Here is an 18,238-nt window from a genome sequence, read left to right as displayed (position 1 = left end):
TCGCCCCCGGCGGCCCGGCCGGGCGCGGCGGTCGGCCGCAGCAGGAACGCCTCGCCGAGCGGCTCGGCGACGGCGGTGCGGCCGTCGGGCAGCGTCACCGTGCCGCCCGCCTCGGGGACGGCGAGCCGCAGCCCCCGCCAGCCCGCCGGGCCGGGGGCGGCCGCGTCCGGCCCGGCGGCGAGGACGCGGCCGGTGGCGGTGACGAGCACGCCGGACCCGCCGAGCCCCCGCAGGTGCGGGAGCAGCCGGTCGCGGAGCCGCTCGTCGCGCTGGCGCATCTCGTTCTCCAGCCGCGCCTCGGCGAGCCGCGCCGCCGCGGCGACGAGCGCGACGGTCGCCGGGTGCAGCGCGTCGACGGTCGCGCTGACGTCGATACAGCCGATCACCCGGCCCGAGTCCGGGTCGGTGATCGGCGCGCCCGCGCAGGACCAGCCGTGCAGGATGTGCGCGACGTGCTCGGCGGCGTACACGAACTCGGCCCGCCCGGACGCGAGCGCGGTGCCGATGCCGTTCGTCCCGACGGCGTCCTCGGACCAGCGGAACCCGTCGGTCAGCCCGATCGCGTCGGCGGCGCGGCGGGCGGCGGGCGGGCCCTGCGTCCACAGCACGTGCCCGGCGTCGTCGGTGATCACCATGAGGTGCTCGGTCTCGTCGGCGACCCCCCGCAGCAGCTCCTCCAGCATGGGGACGTGCCGGTCGAGGGGGTGGGCCCCGCGCGCGTCGGCGAGCACGTCGCGGTCGTAGACCAGGGGCGCCGCCCGCACGTCAACGTCGACGCCCGCGTCCCGGGAGCGGCGCCACGACTCGGAGATCGGCGGCCGGACCGCCACCGGTTTGCGCACCACCAGCAGTCCTTTCCCCCGGAGAGAACCTGGCTCGTCCGAGGATCGGCCCAACGGCGGAGCGGCGCAACCGTTTCCCGGGATTCGAGCGCGGCCGGATCCGGCACGGTGAGTGATCCCGCGGTCGCAACGTGCATGCAACCTCGGGCCGCTTACCGTTACGACCGCTGGGAGCCGGAAGGCCGTCCAGGAGTCCCGTCGTCCCGTTGCGCGTCCGGGGGGAACGCGTGCGGGACGACGGGCCGTGGTCGCCCGACCAGACGGCCGACATGCGGGTGAAGTGCACCTGACGTGCACCGCCTCCCGGCGGAACGGGGAGGACGGAAGACCATGCTCTGCTTGACCTGCCACCGCGTCCGGCCGGCGCTGGACCGCGCGGACTACACCGCCGAACGCGCCTGGCTCATCGTCCGTCGCGGGCTGTGCACGTGCGGCACGCCGGGCCCGGCGGCGCCGCGGCCCGCCCATCTGGCGGCCGTCCGAAAACCGGCCGGTTCACCGAAATAATGATCTGAGTCAAGGAAAGGTTCACGGCGGGTTCGCCTAGAGTTTAGGGAGCGTCCACCACGGCCCCTGGAGGGAGCGCCATGACCGTGATCCTGGGTCTCGTCCGCCGCGCCACCGCCGAGGCGGAGCACCGGTTGCGAGAAGGCGTCGGCCTCCTCGTCAGACTCGGACGGGACCTGGAGCGGTCGGCGGAGCTCGGACGGCTCCTGCCCGCCCTCGTCCAGCGCCTGACGATACTGGAGCAGACCGTCCGGGACCAGGACGCCGAGCTGCGCACCCTGCGCACCGAGCTCGACTCGCTGGTCGGGCAGCTCAACGACCGGCTGCTGCCGCGCATCGACGAGCGGATGGACGACACCGAGCGCGACCTCGCCGCCGTCGCCACCAGCCTGATCCGCACCGGCCGCGACACCGCGGGCAACGGCGCGCGGCTGGACACCGCCGAGCGCCGCCTCGGCGACCTGCGCACCAAGATCGCGCAACTGGAGCAGCGGACCGGGCTGTGGCGCGACCTGCAGGCCAACATGGCGCGCCTCGGCGACGACCTCGACGCGATGCGCGCCCGGATGGCGCTGCGCGCCGCCGAGCCCCCGGCCGACGCCGCGGCCGCGCCGGTGCAGAACATCACCGACCGCCCGGCCTGACCCTTTCCTGGCGGGGCGCACCGTGCGGGACGGTTCGCCCCGTCCATGAGAATGGACGCATGACGCAGCCGCCCACTGACAACACCGGCACCGAGACGACGGGCACCAAGACCACCGGCACCGAGGCCACCGGCACCGTCGTCGGACCGCTGCCCGCCGCGCGGGGCTTCGCCAGCGACAACCAGGCGAGCGTCCACCCGGACGTGCTCGCCGCGCTCGCCGCCGTCAACGACGGGCACCAGCCCGCCTACGGCGACGACGCCGTCACCGCGCGGCTCCGCGAGGTCGTCCGGCGGCACTTCGGCCCGCGCGCGGAGGTGTTCCCGGTGTTCAACGGGACGGGCGCGAACGTCGTGTCGCTGCAGGCGATGTCGGAGCGGTGGAGCTCGGTGGTCTGCCCCGAGTCGGCGCACATCAACACCGACGAGTGCGGCGCGGCCGAGAAGATCGCCGGACTGAAGCTCGTCACCGTCCCGACCCCGGACGGCAAGCTGACGCCCGGGCTCGTCGCGGAGTACGCGACGGGGTTCGGCAACATCCAGCGGCGCGAGCCCGCCGTCGTGTCGATCACGCAGAGCACCGAGCTCGGCACCGTCTACACGCCGGAGGAGACCGCGGCCGTCGCGGCGGCCGCCCACGAGCGCGGCCTCACCGTGCACATGGACGGCGCGCGGATCGCCAACGCCGCCGCGTCCCTCGGCGTCCCGCTGCGCGCCCTCACCACCGACGCGGGCGTGGACGTCCTGTCGTTCGGCGGCACGAAGAACGGGCTGCTGCTCGGCGAGGCGATCGTCGTCCTCAACCCGGACGCCGTGCGCGGCCTCGCCCACCTGCGCAAGTCGAGCATGCAGCTCGCGTCGAAGATGCGGTACGTGTCCGCCCAGCTCGTCGCGCTGCTCGACGGCGACCTGTGGCTGCGCAACGCCGCGCACGCCAACGCGATGGCGGCGCGGCTGGAGGCGGCGGCGCGGGCCGTCCCCGGCGTCCGGATCACACAGGAGGTGCGGGCGAACACGGTGTTCGCGATCCTCCCGAAGGACGCGGCGGACCGGCTGCGCAAGCGGTTCCCCTTCTACACCTGGGACGAGCCGACCGGCGAGGTCCGCTGGGTCTGCTCCTTCGACACCACGGCCGCCGACGTCGACGCCTTCGCGGCCGCGCTCGCCGCCGAGATGCCGTCCTGACCAGCGGGCGTACCGGACACCGGGACGCGCCCGGAACGCTCCAGCGCGGGCGGGCTATCGTGGCCCGAACAGCATTCGGTACAGGAGGCGAACCGATGGCCATCCGCACCTTCGTCGTCGGCGTGGGCATGACCAAGTTCGAGAAGCCCGGCTCCCGCGACTGGGAGTACCCCGACATGGCCAAGGAGGCCGTCGGCAACGCCCTCGCCGACGCCGGCGTCGGCTACGACAAGGTCGAAGCGGCCTACGCCGGATCCATGTACGGGTCGATGGGCCAGCGCGCCCTCTACGAGACCGGCATGACCGGCATCCCGGTGATGACCGTCATGAACGCGTGCGCCACCGGGTCCAGCGCGCTGTTCCTCGCCCGGCAGGCGATCCGCGGCGGCCTCGCCGACTGCGCGCTCGCGCTCGGCATGGAGAAGATGAAGAAGGGCTCGCTCGGCGCGGGCGTCGGCGAGTCGAAGGTCACCATCATCGACCACCACCTCACGTCCATGGCCGCCGGACGCGAATGGGAGCTCGACAAGGCGCCCATGCCGCAGATGTTCGGCAACGCCGGGCGCGAGCACATGGAGAAGTACGGCTCCACCCCCGACCACTACGCCTGGATCGGCTGGAAGAACCACAAGCACTCAGTCAACAACCCCTACGCCCAGTTCCAGACCGAGTACTCCCTCGACGACGTCAAGAACGCCACGATGATCTTCGACCCGCTGACCAAGCTGCAGTGCTCCCCCACGTCCGACGGGGCGGGCGCCGCGATCGTCGCCAGCGAGCGCTTCGTGGACGAGCACGACCTCTGGGACCGCGCCGTCGAGATCGCCGGGCACCACATCGCCACCGACACCCCCGACAGCTTCGCCGACCACTCGTCCATCCAGGTCGTCGGGTTCGGCTGCTCGCAGCGCGCCGCCCGCGCCGCCATGGACGAGGCGCAGGTCTCCATCGAGGACGTCGACGTCATCGAACTGCACGACTGCTTCAGCGCCAACGAGCTCATCACCTACGAGGCGCTCGGCATGGCCGAGATCGGCGAAGGGCACAAGCTCGTCGACGACGCGGCCACCACCTACGGCGGGACGTGGGTCGTCAACCCGTCCGGCGGCCTGATCTCCAAGGGCCACCCGCTCGGCGCCACCGGCCTCGCCCAGTGCGCCGAGCTGACCTGGCAGCTCCGCGGCCAGGCCGGAGCCCGCCAGGTCGACGGCGCCCGCGTCGCCCTCCAGCACAACATCGGCCTGGGCAGCGCCTGCGCCGTCGCCGTCTACAAGCCCGCGACCGCCTGACCCGCACACCGGGGGCCGCTGCCACCACTCATTTCGGCATCACCGACCGGATGAGCGGCCCCCACGCGTGACGACTTCATCGCGCTTCCCACACGAACACCGGTAGTCGGCGGTCGGCGGCGGCCGCGGTTCGTTCGGGGCCGCCCCGGCTCGTCGCGGGAACGGTCATGACAGCCGGGCGCCGAGCCGCGATGAGCGGCGGCCCTGCCGCGGGACCGGGGACCCGGCAGGTGCCGACACCGCCAGCCGCGGCCGGAGGTCGCGGCACGCCGCCAGGATCCGCTGGACGTCGTCGTCCGACAGCGCCGCGTGCGCCGAAAGACGCACCAGCGTCCGACCCACGGACGCCGTCGGCGGGAACAGGGCCGCGCTGAGGATGTCCCGCGTGACGAGCGCGTCCCGCAGCATCGTCGCGTCGGCCTCCGACCCCGTCTCCACCGCGATGATCGGCGTGTCGGAGTCGACGAGGCGGTAGCCGAGTTCGGCCAGGCCGCCCCGCAGCCGCCGGGTGACTGCGCGCAGCCGGTCGCGGCGGGGCCCCTCGTCCCGGACGACCCGCAGCGCCGCCGCGATCCCCGCGATGTCGTGCGGCAGCAGCGTCGAGCTGAACACGGCCGGGAGCGCGGTGTGGGTGAAGTAGTCGGCGAAGCCGGGACGGTCGCACGCGATCAGCCCGGCCCGTCCGGGCAGGGCCTTCGCCAGGCTCGCGGTGCGGAAGTCGACGCGGCCGGTCAGCCCGAGCTCGGCGACCAGGCCCTCGCCGCGCTCGCCGTGCGTGCCGAGCGAGTGCGACTCGTCCACCACGAGGAGGCAGTCGTGCTCCTCGGCGATCTCCACCAGGCCGGGCAGCGGGCACACCGTCCCGTCGGTGCTGTAGACGGCGTCCACGGCGATCACCCCCGACCCGCCCACCTCGATCCGGCGGCGCAGGTGGTCGAGGTCGTTGTGGCGGAAGTAGGCCAGCTCGGCCCCCGCGCCGCGCGCCCCCTCCCACAGCGACATGTGGGCCAGAACGTCCAGATAGACGGGAACGTCCGGCCCGGCGACCACCTGGAGCAGCCCCGTGTTCGCCACCCAGCCGGACGGGCACAGCACGGCGGCCCGCGCGCCGAGGTGCCGCGCGAACTCCGCGCCGAGGACGATCTGCGGGTGGTCGTCGGGCAGGCACGGGCCGGGGACCGCCGCCGAGGCCGCGCCGTCCGCCGCGCGCAGGCTCGCGATCATGGCGTCGGTGATCGCCGGATGCTCGCCGATGGCGAGGTAGTCGCTGCAGGTCAGAACGATTGTCCGGGTGCCGGGCGGCACGGTGGGCGAGGACGTCCGGCGGCCGCCCCTGGTGCCCCGGAAGTGCCTGATGCGTTCGCCCAGTCGCTGGTGCGCGCTGGTCATGCTCGTCACTCTCCCCCGTCATGCAAGCGTCACGGCTCGTAACGGTCCCTAATCATAGGGTGAAATGAATCCATGGGGCGGACCAAAAGCCGCGGACCGGTCCAGAAATTCATCCACCCACCGAGCCATCCCGACGCGGCATCCCGACGCGGCGCACGGCGGGCGTTTCGGTGCGGTGGGCGGGGGCGGTCGTGGACGGTCGGGAGGGCGGCCGCAATCGTCAGGTGCCGTTCGCGTCGAACCGGTCTGGGCGTCGCGTGCTCTTCAGACAAGCGGCCGATCACTAGGGTGTGGAGACCATCACCGCCGGGGCCGATCCCGCGGCCCCCGCCGGGCTCCCGAACTCCGGCGGGCCCGCCGCGACCCCTGCAAGGGCCCGCCGGGGCCGCTGGGCCGTCCTGTGGGCCCTGGCCGTCGCCCTCGCCGCCGCGGTGGCGCTCACCACCGGCGCGCCGGGCCCGGCGCTGTCCGCGCTCACCCGCACGCGCTGGACCTGCCTGCCGCCGCTCGTCCTGCTGTCGGTGCTGCACTTCGTCCTCTCCGCGGTCGCGCTGCGCGGCGCCGCCGGACGGCCCATCCCCCTGGTCGAGACGACGCTGGCGCAGTTCACCGCGGCGGCGGCCAACCGCGTCACGCCGAGCGGGCTCGGCGCGGTCGCCGTCAACACCCGCTACCTCGTCTGCCAGGGGCTGCCGCTGCCGCGGGCCGCGCTCGCCGTCACGCTGCTGCAGGTCACGGGCCTCCCCGCCGACCTGACGCTGATGGCCGCGGTGTTCGGCGCGAGCGGCGACGACGACCGCGTCCTGGACGCCCTCGGACGGCACGCCGCGCGGGCCGCCGGACTCGTCCCGGCCGCGCCGCTGCTCATCGCCGCCGGGGTGCTCCTGCTCGCGGCGGCGCTGTGCGGGCGCCGCGCGCTGAACTCCCCCGCCGCCCGGCGGGCCGGCGGTCGCGCCGTCGCCGGGCTCGCCGAGCTGCGCCGCAGTCCGGGCGACGTGGCGATCGCGTTCGCCGCGTCCGCGTCGACCACGCTCGTGCTCGGGTTGGCGTTCGCGCTCAGTGTTTTCGCCGTGCCGGACACGGGCGCCGGACCGGCGGACGTCCTCCCGCTGCTGGCCGCCTACCTGGTGGGCGCCACCGCGGGCGCGGCGGTGCCGGCGCCCGGCGGGGTCGGCTCGACGGAGGCCGCGCTGGTCGCCGGGCTCGCCGCGCTCGGCGTCGGCACCGCGCCCGCGCTGCACGCCGTGCTCGTGTTCCGGGCGGTCACCTTCTGGGCGCCGGTGCCGGTGGGGCTGCTGACCTGCCGGACGCTCCGCCGGTGAGCGCCTTTACATTGTAGATCACGAAGAGGTGCTAACCTCGTCGTCGTGACGAGTCCCGAAGCCGACAGACGCTGACTCCCGGGCGGCCGCCCTTCGACGCGGACCGCCTGACGCGGGGCTGTTTTCCCACCCTTGATCGTTCATCGCGCATTCACCCTGTTTCGCGCGGCGCTTTCACGAGGGTTCTTCGTTTATCGCCGGCGCCGTCCGCGCCGATGCCGGACGGCCGTCCCGGCGGCAGCCCCCCCATTTCTCTGGTGATCAGTCGACCGTTCGCCGTCTCGGGAGTCTCTTTTGCCATTCGCCGTCTACGTCCTCGGGCTCGCCGTGTTCGCCCAGGGGACCTCGGAGTTCATGCTGTCCGGGCTCGTCCCCGGCATCGCCGCCGACCTCGGCGTGTCCGTGCCCGCCGCCGGGCTGCTCACGTCCGCGTTCGCCGTCGGGATGGTGGTCGGCGCGCCGGCGATGACGCTCGCCGCCCGGCGCCGTCCCCGCCGCCGCGCCCTGCTCGTCTTCCTGTGCGTGTTCGTCGCCGTCCACGTCGCGGGCGCGCTCACCGGCAGCTACGCGGTGCTGCTCGCCACCCGCGTCGCCGCCGCGCTCGCCAACGCCGGGTTCTGGGCCGTGGCGCTCGCCGCCGCGACCGCGCTGGTGCCGCCGGAGTCGCGGGCCCGCGCGACGTCCGTGGTGGTCGGCGGCGTCACCGTCGCCTGCGTCGCCGGGGTGCCCGCGGGCGCGCTGCTCGGCGGGCTGTTCGGCTGGCGGGCCGCGTTCTGGGCGGTCGCCGCGGTCTCGGTGCCCGCCGTCGTCGCCGTCGCGCGGACGATCCCGGACGACCGTCCGGCCGCGCCGAGCGCCCGCGGCGAGCTGCGCGCTCTCGCCGACCGCGGGCTGCTGCGCATCCTCGCCGTCAACGCGCTGTTCCAGGGCGCGACGTTCTGCTCCTTCACCTACCTCGCGACGCTCGTCACCGAGGTCACCGGGCTCGCCCCAGGGTGGGTGCCGGGAATGCTCGCGCTGTTCGGCGTCGGCTCGTTCGCGGGCGTCGTGATCGCCGGACGGGTCGCCGACCGGCGGCCCGGCGCGCTCATCGCCGCCGGGATGACGTCGGCGGCGATCGGCTGGGCCGTCCTCGCGCTGACCGCCGGGAACGTCGCGGCGACCGTCGCGCTCGTGTTCGCGCAGGGCATGCTCGCGTTCGGCACCGGGCCCGCGCTGATCGCGCGCGTCCTCGCGCGGGGCGCCGCCGCGCCGACGCTGGCCGGCGGGTACGCGACCGCCGCGTTCAACGTCGGCGGCGCGGTCGGCCCCTGGCTCGGCGGCGCCGCGATCGGCGCGGGCCTCGGCTACCGCTCGCCGCTGTGGGCGAGCGCGCTGCTCATGGCGCTCGCCGTCACCCTTGCAGCGACTTCTGCGCGGACGCCAGCTTGGCGGACCCGGTCAGCGCGGGCAGATAGCCGAGCTTGTGGCCGCGCGCGGTGGGGTGGTAGGAGGAGTCGAACGGGATCGTGACCGCGTTCAGCCAGTCGTCGCCGGAGCACAGCTCGTGGCCGCCGAACTCGTCCCGGACGTCGGACCAGGTGAACCCGGCCCGCCCCACCGCGCTGGAGATCACGCCGTCGAGGGTGTCGGCGGCGTGGTTCAGCGCCGTGCGCTTGGCGTTGCTCAGCCCCACGCACACGTCGACGATCTTGTAGAGGCGGGGGTAGCCGAGCACGACGACGCGGGCGGACGGCGACTTCGCGCGGATCTTCCCGTAGATCGAGTCGAGGCGTCCGGGCAGGGTGTCGCGCATGAACGTCTCGGCCTGCGCGACCCTGCTCTGGCAGGTCGCCGTCGACTGGAGCACGCAGGTCTGCATGACGTCGGCGAACCCGGCGTCGTTGCCGCCGACCGTGATGCTGACGAGGCTCGTGGACGAGCTGAGCGCGCCGAGCTGCCCGCTCGTGACGGTCGCGGTCGTCGCGCCCGAGCACGCGACGAACTTGTAGGACGAGGTGGCGTGCGCGGCGGCCCACAGGTTCGGGTAGGCGTTGGCGCTGCGGTTGCACGACCCGCTGGCGGGGTCGTAGCTCCCGGCCCCGGTACCGGACGAGTAGGAGTCGCCGAGCGCGACGTAGTTCGGGCCGGCCGCCGAGGCCGTACCGGGAAGGGCGACGGAACCGGCGGCTACGGTCACCGCACCGAAAGCGACCAGAAGGGGGCGGGAGAAACGCATCTGCACTCCGGAGCGAGGTATCGAATTGTGTCGCCTCGCTTATACCCGTGGCGCCATTCTCCCAAGCCCACGATCTGATCAACAAAGTTCGTCAGTGTTAGACGTTGAAAACGGGAAACCCGCCGAAAAACGGACCCCTGCCACACAAGCCATGCCAACCAATTCCTTGATCAACGCCATACCCCCTCCCACCACCCCGACGAACCGACACCCCACCACGCCACGCCGCCCCAACGGACCAGCACCCCGGCAGACCAGCGACCCGGCGCACCGGCCTCGCGCCAGCCAGCGGCTCGACAGACCAACGGCCCGACGAACCGACGTCACACAGGCCAGCACCCCACCAGCCCAAGGACTGCGACCCCGGCAGACCAATGGCACAGCAGACCGACTTCACGCGGGCCAGCAGCTCAACAGCCCAACAGCCCAGCGGACAGACGTCACACAGCCCAGCACCCCGCCAACCCAACGGACTACCACTCCGCCAGCCCAACGGCACAGCAGACCGACTTCACGCAGGCCAGCAGCTCAACAGACCAACAGCCCAGCGGACAGACGTCACACAGCCCAGCACCCCGCCAACCCAACGGACTACCACTCCGCCAGCCCAACGGCACAGCAGACCGGCCTCGCGCAGGCCAGCAGCTCAACAGCCCAACAGCCCAGCGGACAGACGTCACACAGCCCAGCACCCCGCCAACCCAACGGACTACCACTCCGCCAACCCAACGGCACAGCAGACCGGCCTCGCGCAGGCCAGCAGCTCAACAGACCAACGGCCCGACGGACCGGTGCCCCCGGCAGACGGGCGCCCCAGCGGACCGGTGCCTCGGCGGTCCAGCGGCCTGGTGGATCATGGCGTCCCGGCGGGGCGCCATGCGGTGGTCTCCGCCACTCGGTGGCCGCGAACGCCGAGCGTCGCGGCGAACGTCCGCTGCCGCTTCGGGACGCCGTGGACGAGCATCGTCTCGGCGGCCGCGACCTCGCCCGCGATGTCGAGCAGGCCCCGGCGGTCGGCGTGCGCGGATAGGCGCATCGTCTCGACGCGGGCCCGGACCGGGACGGTGACCTCTCCGTCCCGGTCCGGGAGAGTGACCGCGCCGCCGGACGAGGCGAGGTCGAGCAGCGCCCGGCCGGGCGACTCCTCGTCCTGGTAGCCGGAGATGAACAGCGCGCTGCCCGGCTCCGGCAGCACCCGCTGCGCCCACTCCACGACGGGACCGCCGGTCAGCATGCCGGACGTGGAGATGACGACGCCCGTCCGGAAATCGTCCAGGTCGGCGGGACGGTCGGCCGCCGCCGTGCCGCCCGTGAAGATCCGGATCCCCGGATCGAGGGACTCGAACACGGCCGCGAGGTCGACGGCCATGCCGTCCACCCGGACGGGCACCTCCGGCAGCCGCCGCCGCATGATCAGCGCGATCTCCTGCGCGCGGCCGAGCGCGAACGCGGGGATCAGCACCCGGCCGCCGCGCCCGTGCACCTCGGCCACGGCGCGGACCAGCTCGTCCACCCGCAGGTCGCGGGCGTCGTGCTCCTCGGCGCAGCAGGTGGACTCCATGACCAGCAGGTCCGCGCCGCGCGCCGACTCCGGGACGGCGTATCCGCCGACGGTCTCCTGCCGGAAGCCGGAGATGTCGCCGGTGACGACGACGCGGCGGTCTCCGGCGCGGACCACGACCCCGGCCGCGCCGAGGACGTGCCCGGCCGGGAACAGCTCGACGGTCAGCGCGCCGATCCGGCGCGGCATGCCGGGCTGCAGCGCCTCCCGGCGCCGGGAGGCGGCGTCGATCTCGCGCGGGCCGTAGAGGACGGCCGCCTCCGCGCCCCACCGGGCCCGGCCGCGCTCCCGCGCCGCCATCACCTTCGCGGTGTCCGCCCACATCACCGGCATAAGCGCCACGGTCTCCGGAGTGGCGATGACGCGCAGCCCCGGCCGCCGCGCGACCAGAGCCGGGACATGCCCGCAGTGGTCGTTGTGGGCGTGGGTGACGACCACCGCGTCCAGGGGACCGTCGAGGGCGCGGGCGATGTCGCGGGGCGGCTCGGCGCGGTCGCCGGGCCGCAGCCCCGCGTCGATCAGGATCCGGGTGCCGCCCGCCTCGACGAGCACGCACGACCCGCCGATGTGGTCGTCACCGCCCAGCGGCACGACCCGCAGCCCGAGCTCGGCGGTAGCGACGACCGACGCCGCCGGTTCAGCAAGCGCCCGAAGAACACCGAGAACCGCACCCGGACTAACCCCCACACCCCGCGCCGCAACGCCCAACGCCCCGTCCCCCACGATGACGGACTCGGCCCCCACCTCACCGGACACGCCATCCGACACGACGGCCCCGTCATCTACGTCGACGGGAGCGCCCCCCGCGCTAACGGACACGTCCCTCACCCCACCGGACGCACCATCCGACACGACGGACGCCTCCCCAAGCGCAGCGACCGCTTCGCCCGATCGAGGGGGCGCGCCCTTCAACACAGCGGGCATGTTCTTCAACGGCGTGGGCACCCCCTTCGACGCTGCAGGCACGTTCTTCAAGGCCGCAGACGCACCCACCGCCCCAGCGAACGCGCTATCCGACGCAGCGGACGCCTCTCCAGACGCGACCAGCGACTCCCCCGATACGGCGGGCGAACCCTCCGCCCCGGCGGGCACGCCCTTCAACGCTGTGGGATCGCCCTTCGACCCCCCAGGCACGTCCTTCGCCGCCGCAGCCCCGTCCTTCGCCGCCGGAGCCCCGTCCTTCGCCGCCGTGGGCGCGTCCCTCGTCGCCGTCGGTGCGTTCTTCGTCGCCGCAGGCACGTCCTTCGCCGCCGTAGACGCCTTCTTTGCCTCCGCAGGCACGTCCCTGTTCGCCATAGGCGCATTCCTCGTCGCCGTAGGCGCGTTCTTCGCCGCCGTGGACGCCTTCCTCGTCGCCGCAGGCGCGTCCCTCGTCGTCGGTGCGTTCTTCGTCGCCGTAGGCAGGTCCTTCGTCGCTGTGGACGCCTTCTTCGCCTCCGTGGACGCGTTCTTCGCCGCCACAGGCGCGTCCCTGGTCGGCGGTGTGTTCTTCGTCGGCGTGGGCGTGTTCTTTGCGGCGGTGGGTGCGTTTTGTGTGGTGGTGGGTTGGTTCTCGGGCGTGGGGTGTTCGAGTGTGGTTAGGAGGGCGGCGGCTAGGGCGCGCGGGTTCGTCCAGCGGCGGCGTTCGGCTGTGAGGCGTCGGTCCAGGCCGTCCGCGCGTGCTTTCTGTTCGGCGAGCGCGGCACGGGCTGCGGTGAGGGCTTCGCGGGTTTCGGTGAGGCGGCGGGTGGCGGTGGCCGCGTCGCGTTTCGCGTACTCCAGGCGTCCGCGTGCCTCCCGCAGCCGTTTTCGCAGCTCGTCGGCCCGCCGGGCGGCCCGGTCGGCGCGGCGTTCCGCCCGGTCCGCGGCCCGCTCGGCGGCGGGCGCGGGTGCGGGGGCGAGCCAGGCCTGCGCGGCGCGCGCCACGGCGTCGTCGGGGTGCAGGAGCGCGGCGGCCAGCGCGCGGGCGTCGGCGGCGGGGGCGGCCTCCGCCAGCAGGACGGCGGCGCGGCGGCGCAGCGCGGGGAAGCGGACGAGTGCCGCCAGCAGCATCGGCGTCCGCTCCGCGACCAGCGCGTCCGGGTCGGACGGCAGCCGGGACGCCGACGGCCGCTCCAGCACCGCGACCGCCGCCGCGCGCAGCACGGGCGCGAGCGCCACGCCGTCCGGGGCGACCCCGGCGGCGGGCCCCGGAGCGGACGTCATCCCTGGTCCGCCCATCGGGTCGCCTCCGCCAGGACCGGTTCGCAGGCGAGGAGGCCGCCCGCGGGTTCGAGTGCGCCGAGTGTCCGGAGTGCGTCCACGAGGTCGCGGGTGCCTGTGTAGCCGTGGGCGCGCAGCGCGTCGGGGGTCAGTGCGGACGTGCCCTGTTCGCCGGACGCGGCGAGGAGCGCCGCGAAGTCCTCGGGTGTTTCGCGGGCGTCCCATTCGACGAGCACCCGCCAGGCCGCGGCGAGGCATTCGTCGGCGCGGACGCCGGTGTCGTCCAGGAGGGCGGCGGGTTTGGCGCGCACCTGCCGCAGGACGGCGTCGAGCGCGTGGTCGCGGTCGCCGCCGCGTTCGGCGATGCCGGTGACGACGCGTCCGACCAGCGTGGGCCAGCCGCCGGTGCGGCGGACCAGTTCGCGCTGCCCGGCGTCGTCGGGGAAGCCGAGGGAGTCCTCCAGCATCCACTGCCGGACGGCGGGCGGGTCGAACCGCCGCAGCGGCACCAGTTCGACGTCGTCGGCGGACGCGCAGCGCAGCCAGGCCGGGGCGGACGCGGGCCCGGCGACCAGCACCACCGACAGCGTCCCCTCCCCGGACTCGTCCGCGACCGCCGCCCGCGCCTCCGCGAGCCGCCGCTCGAACTGATCGGCGTGGTGCGGGGCGTGCAGGTCGACGAGGATCACATCGTGTCCGCCGTGCGCGCGGGCGCGGCGCAGTGCGGCCTCCAGCGTCCCGTCCCCCGGGCGGACGGACCGGAGCGTCAGCCCCGGCAGCTCGGCGGGCATGTCCTCCAGCGACCTCACCACCCGCTCGGCGTGCATGGCGGCCGACCCGGTCACCACGTGGACGAGCCGCTCCGCGCGCAGCAGTCCGGTGATCTGCCCGATGCTGAGCGGGGCGCGGTCGGGACCGTCCCGGTACACCATCCGGTAGGAGTGGGCGTCGTAGTGGTCGGGTTCCTCGAAGCCGTCCGCGTTCTCCAGCGCGTTCTCCACCTCGCGGACGCCGCCGAGCAGTTTGAGGATGTGCGGGGTGCGCAGCCGGTAGCGGCCGCCGTCCACGCCGAGGACGCCGAGGTTGACGCATTCGGCGAGCAGGCTGCGGAAGTCGTCCCCGCCGCAGTCGGCGAAGCCCCGCGCCCACCAGAACCGGCACTCCTCCCACAGCTCCTTCACGGTGAGCGCCTCGCCCGCGCCGTCGCCGAGCGCGTGCAGCGCCACCGTGTAGGCGATGACCTTGTAGCGCTTGTCGAGGTTGAGCGTCCATTCGAAGCGCTCCTGGAAGCCGCCGACGAGCTTCTGGTCGCGCCACACCTCCGCGACGTCCGCGCTGGTGATCTCGTACGGGAGCGGACGCGGGCCCTCCCGCAGCCGGGCCAGCAGCTTCTCGGCGAACAGCTGGACGAGCGCGGGCGCGTTGTTCGCCTCGGCGATCACGCGCGCCGCGAGCGTCTCGGGGAAGGTGTACCCGAGTGTCGCCAGCGGACGGACGAGCAGGTCGAACGCGTCCTGCGGCTCCAGCGGCCCGATCGCGATGGGCGCGCCGAGCTGCGCCAAGGGCTGGTTCGGCAGGCTGTGGAAGCGGGCCGTCTGGTGCAGGCCCGCCCAGACGACCTTGACGCGGCGGTCGGTCCGCTCCATGAGGGTGCGCAGGGCGGTGACGTCCTCGAAGCGGCCCTGCTCGGCGTCCTGGTTGAGGAAGCCGTCGGCCTCGTCCAGCAGGATGAGCAGTTGCCGGTCGCGGTCGGCGTCCGCCCACGCGCGGACCGCCTCCACCACCTGATCGCGGCGCGCGACCCCGGACCAGGCCCTTCCGGAGGGACGACCCCCCGCACTCCCCGTAATGGGCGGGATCACCCCGGCCTGCGCGAGCCGCTCGCCGAGCCGCGGCCACAGCGACATCGACTGCACCTTGCCGACCGTCTGGACGTTCTCCAGGATCACCGTGCGGTTCGGGTCGTTGGCGAGGTCGCGCTCGGCCTTGCGCAGCAGCGCCGACTTGCCGAGCTGCCGCCCGCCGAACACGAACGACGGCCCCATCCGGTCGGTGACCTGGCGGACCTGGTCGGAGCGGCCGTAGAACATCTCCTCCGGGACGTCCCCAGCCGGGGTGTAGGGGTTCGTCGCGGTGAACGGCGCCATCAGCGCGACGGTGACCGACCAGTCCTGCGGGTGGCAGGCCAGGTAGGCGATCGCGGCGTCGTCCAGGACCCCGGCCACGGGCGCGGGGCGTGCCCGCGCGGCGCGGGCGAGCTGCTGCCGGTCGTCCGCCGACAGGACCCCGAAGTAGAAGACCAGGACGGTCTCGCCTTCCGGCTGGTCCTTGAGCAGTTCGACCAGTTGCTGCGGACCGGGCCGCCCCCACAGCATCAGCAGCCGCAGTCGGCGGCCGGACGGGCTCTTCTGCGACCCGAACGCGGGCAGCAGCGCGCCCTCCGCCGAGCCGAGGTGCTGGACGTCGTCCAGCCCGATCCACATCCGGTCCGGGGCGGCGTCGGTGCGGCCCTGCGTCCCCTCAAGGCCGACCATCTTCAGGATCGCGCCGATCAGCGAGCGCATGTTCCCGGCGGTCTTGGTCCGCCCGTCGCGCAGGTTGAGCCATTTGCGCAGGCCCTCGCCCGCGACCCGGCGGGACGGCTCGCGCATGCGGGGAAGGTCGATGCCCGCGGCGGTGAGGAGGTCGTCGAGGTTCGGGTCGGCCGCGTGCCGCCCGGCGATCAGCGCGTCCTTCAACTCGGGGATGAACTCGCTGGTCTCCTGCTTGCGGGCGCGCCTGCCGGTCAGCACCGACCGGCGGTGGAAGGCGTCGGGGAACGCCGGGTAGAAGCGTCCGAACGCGTTGTCCTCGGACTTCTCCGGCAGCTGCCTGCCCGCCTTCAACTGGGCCAGGAACTCGCGGGCGGTGGTCAGGTCGCCCGCGTCGATGTGGCGGGCGATGCGGTCGACGTCGGCCTCGGCCAGGCCGCCCGCCAGCTCGGCCAGGCGGGCGCGCTCGGCCTCGATGGCGGCTCGGCACCGCTCGTCCAGGTGGGCGAGGAGGCCGTCCAGGGCGTCCTGCACGCGGTCGAAGTCGTGGCGGGCGGCGGTGAGCCGGTTCAGCGCCTCCTCGGCCGCGCGCTCCTCACCCTCGGTCAGCAGGCCGTCCCGCCGGGACGTCGCGATCCGGTCGCGGACCCGCTCGACCCGCCCGTCCCGCACGGCCCGCGCCTCCCGGACCAGCTCCTCCCGCCGCGCCCGCAACCGCGCCGCCGCCTCCGGATCGGCGGACTCCAACGCGGCGACCACGGCCTCGGTGCCCTCGTGGTCGAGCCGCGCCGCCCGCGCCTCGAACACGGCCGTCCAGTCGGGCGGCCCGGCCAGCGCGACCTCCGCCAGCGCCGCGGCGGACACCTCGCCCCGGGGACGCAAGGTGCGCGGGTCGAGGGGGACGTCCGCGGCGGCCAGCAGGTCGCGGTTGAGCAGGTGGGCGACGGGCGGTTCGGCGGTCGGCAGCGGACGGCCGTCCAGCAGGGCGAACGCCTCGGCGAGGAGCCCGCGCGCAGCGTCCACCGCGGCCGCGGCGGGCTGGCATGTCGCGGCCGCGTTGCTCGCCGCACGGTGCGGGTCGGCTGGTAGCCGGTGCGCGTCGGACGGTAGACGATGCGGCGCGTCTGTTGTCGGGCGATGTGCGTCGAGTGTCGGACGGTGCCCGTCGGGTGTCAGGCGGTGCGCATTGGACGGGGGACGGTGCCCGTCGGTTGCCGGACGGTGCGCGTCGGGCGGGAGACGGTGCGCGTCCGCCATGGCGGCGAGGGCCTCGTCGGCGGCGGCGCGGTGGCCCTCGATCGTCTCGCGGAGCTGCCGCAGCGGGCCCGTCCGCCAGTCGCGGCCGCCCGGCCCGCCGTCGCCGTGCTCCTTCACCGCGGCGGCCCACGCCCCGGCGGCGGCGAGCGCGCCGTCGATCCACTTGTGCAGCGTCGCGCGCGCTCCCGCGATGATCGCCTTGCCCTTCTTGCGACCGTTCACCCGGGCGTCGGTCTCGTCGATGAGCCGGTCGACGCCCGCCCCGGCGCGCAGCCGGACCACCTCGGCCGCCGCCGCGTCAGCGCCCGCCGGATCGTCCTCGGCGGCGAGCGTCAGCAGCCGTCCGATCTCCCCGTCCTTGAGGACCAGCGCCTTCCACACCTCGGTGGCGCGGGCGAGCTTGACGGTGCGGTGCGGAGCCTCCTCCAGCAGCCGGGCCGCCTCCTGGGACGCGGTGCGGCGAGCCTCCGCCAGCCCCGCCGCGCCCCGGATCCAGCCGTCCATGCCCGGACTCAGGTACGCCCCGGCCCGCGCCGCCAGCGCGAACGCCTCCCCGCACTCCCTCAGGACGGGATGCCCCGACACGAGCACGTTCAGGCCCTCCGCCAGCCGCGTCGCGTCCGGGAACACCAGCCCGGCCCGGATCGCGGCGGCCCACGCCAGCACCCCGCCCGCCGGGTCGTCGGCAAGCGCCTTCGCGTCCAGCCCGGCGGCCAGGGCGGCGAACTCGGCGGACAGCGGACCGGCGAACACCGCCATCCCCGACGCCAGCGCCGCGCACCAACGCGCGTGGACCTCGGCGTCGGGACGCCCGGCGGCCTTGCGAATCCACCCGGCGAGCCCGAACCGCCCCGCTCCAAGCGCGGCTCCCTCCGCCACCAGCAGATCTGGCCCGACCTTCTGCGGGACGTCCTCCTGCGCGGGGCCGGGGGGCGATTCGTCTTCGGAGCCTCCGCCCGAGCCGGGGTCGTTGTTGGAGAGCTCGGAAGGTTGCCGCTGAGATGGTTGGTCCTGGGAGGGCTCGGGACGGGGCGTTTTCGGCTGTTCGGGCCGCGTCCGGGCGGCGGGGACCGTCTCTTCTATGAAGGCGTCCAGCGCGGACATCTCGTCCGCGTCCTCAGCGGGCGGTTCGTCATCGGGCGCCTTCCGAGGAGCGGGAACGTCCACGGCCCCGCCCAGTTCGGCGGTCGGCGGCTTAGCCGTCAACGGCACGGATTCGACGGACGCGGGCTCTACGGACGCGGGCTCTACGGACGCGGGCTCTACGGACGCGGGCTCTACGGACGCGGGCTCTACGGACGCGGGCTCTACGG

The 18,238-nt window shown here is 74.3% G+C and carries 10 protein-coding genes; 5 read left to right on the top strand and 5 right to left on the bottom strand.

Annotation, left to right across the window (positions count from 1 at the left end; all coding sequences use genetic code 11):
• The coding region (locus ACH01S_RS13485) for a GAF domain-containing protein (protein WP_255220189.1) at positions 1-845 on the bottom strand (845 nt) is incomplete at its 3' end.
• A gap of 584 nt (positions 846-1,429) precedes the next feature.
• On the opposite strand from ACH01S_RS13485, the gene ACH01S_RS13480 reads away from it, so the two are divergent.
• The 3 genes from ACH01S_RS13480 (at position 1,430) to ACH01S_RS13470 (ending at position 4,466) form a co-directional block, all read left to right on the top strand.
• Complete coding sequence (locus tag ACH01S_RS13480; RefSeq protein WP_067890273.1) at positions 1,430-1,993, top strand: hypothetical protein; 564 nt, start codon at positions 1,430-1,432, stop codon at positions 1,991-1,993.
• A gap of 59 nt (positions 1,994-2,052) precedes the next feature.
• The gene (locus tag ACH01S_RS13475) at positions 2,053-3,177 is read left to right on the top strand and encodes a threonine aldolase family protein (RefSeq protein ID WP_083980649.1); all 1,125 of its coding nucleotides are present in this window, start codon (positions 2,053-2,055) and stop codon (positions 3,175-3,177) included.
• A 95-nt stretch (positions 3,178-3,272) separates the two neighbouring features.
• A complete protein-coding gene (locus tag ACH01S_RS13470) occupies positions 3,273-4,466 on the top strand; it encodes a thiolase C-terminal domain-containing protein (RefSeq protein WP_067890270.1) in 1,194 nt (397 codons plus the stop codon).
• 165 nt (positions 4,467-4,631) lie between these two features.
• Here the strand turns inward: ACH01S_RS13470 and ACH01S_RS13465 are convergent, their stop codons facing one another.
• Entirely contained in the window at positions 4,632-5,855 is a 1,224-nt protein-coding gene (locus ACH01S_RS13465) for an aminotransferase class I/II-fold pyridoxal phosphate-dependent enzyme (protein ID WP_067890267.1), read from the bottom strand.
• A 290-nt stretch (positions 5,856-6,145) separates the two neighbouring features.
• Between ACH01S_RS13465 and ACH01S_RS13460 the strand changes: the two genes are divergently transcribed.
• Positions 6,146-7,177 carry a lysylphosphatidylglycerol synthase transmembrane domain-containing protein gene (locus tag ACH01S_RS13460; RefSeq protein ID WP_067890264.1) on the top strand — a complete coding sequence of 344 codons (1,032 nt, stop codon included), beginning with the start codon at positions 6,146-6,148 and terminating at the stop codon, positions 7,175-7,177.
• 294 nt (positions 7,178-7,471) lie between these two features.
• Positions 7,472-8,689: a Cmx/CmrA family chloramphenicol efflux MFS transporter gene (locus ACH01S_RS13455; protein ID WP_067890262.1), complete on the top strand. Its 1,218-nt coding sequence runs from the start codon at positions 7,472-7,474 to the stop codon at positions 8,687-8,689.
• On the opposite strand, the gene ACH01S_RS42140 is transcribed toward ACH01S_RS13455, so the two are convergent.
• The 3 genes from ACH01S_RS42140 to ACH01S_RS13445 form a co-directional block, all read right to left on the bottom strand.
• On the bottom strand, positions 8,571-9,356 hold the full coding sequence (locus ACH01S_RS42140) for an SGNH/GDSL hydrolase family protein (protein WP_246236963.1): 786 nt from the start codon (positions 9,354-9,356) through the stop codon (positions 8,571-8,573). The genes ACH01S_RS13455 and ACH01S_RS42140 overlap by 119 nt on opposite strands.
• Positions 9,357-10,248: 892 nt before the next feature.
• On the bottom strand, positions 10,249-13,140 hold the full coding sequence (locus ACH01S_RS46525; RefSeq protein WP_083980648.1) for an MBL fold metallo-hydrolase: 2,892 nt from the start codon (positions 13,138-13,140) through the stop codon (positions 10,249-10,251).
• Entirely contained in the window at positions 13,137-18,137 is a 5,001-nt protein-coding gene (locus ACH01S_RS13445) for a hypothetical protein (RefSeq protein ID WP_157406284.1), read from the bottom strand. Before ACH01S_RS13445 ends, ACH01S_RS46525 begins: the two co-directional genes overlap by 4 nt.
• Positions 18,138-18,238: the final 101 nt, after the last annotated feature.

It is taken from the genome of Actinomadura chibensis NBRC 106107, assembly GCF_001552135.1.
GTDB classification, from domain to species: Bacteria; Actinomycetota; Actinomycetes; order Streptosporangiales; family Streptosporangiaceae; genus Spirillospora; species Spirillospora chibensis.
Note: the sequence above shows the minus strand (reverse complement) of the source record. Positions and strands in the feature narration are given on the sequence as shown.

What these genes read in the sequence shown, in the direction of transcription:
- ACH01S_RS13475 (WP_083980649.1), top strand. Translation starts at nt 2,053, where the DNA reads ATGACGCAGCCGCCCACTGACAACACCGGCACCGAGACGACGGGCACC.
- ACH01S_RS13465 (WP_067890267.1), bottom strand. Translation starts at nt 5,855, where the DNA reads ATGACCAGCGCGCACCAGCGACTGGGCGAACGCATCAGGCACTTCCGG.
- ACH01S_RS13480 (WP_067890273.1), top strand. Translation starts at nt 1,430, where the DNA reads ATGACCGTGATCCTGGGTCTCGTCCGCCGCGCCACCGCCGAGGCGGAG.
- ACH01S_RS13470 (WP_067890270.1), top strand. Translation starts at nt 3,273, where the DNA reads ATGGCCATCCGCACCTTCGTCGTCGGCGTGGGCATGACCAAGTTCGAG.
- ACH01S_RS46525 (WP_083980648.1), bottom strand. Translation starts at nt 13,140, where the DNA reads ATGACGTCCGCTCCGGGGCCCGCCGCCGGGGTCGCCCCGGACGGCGTG.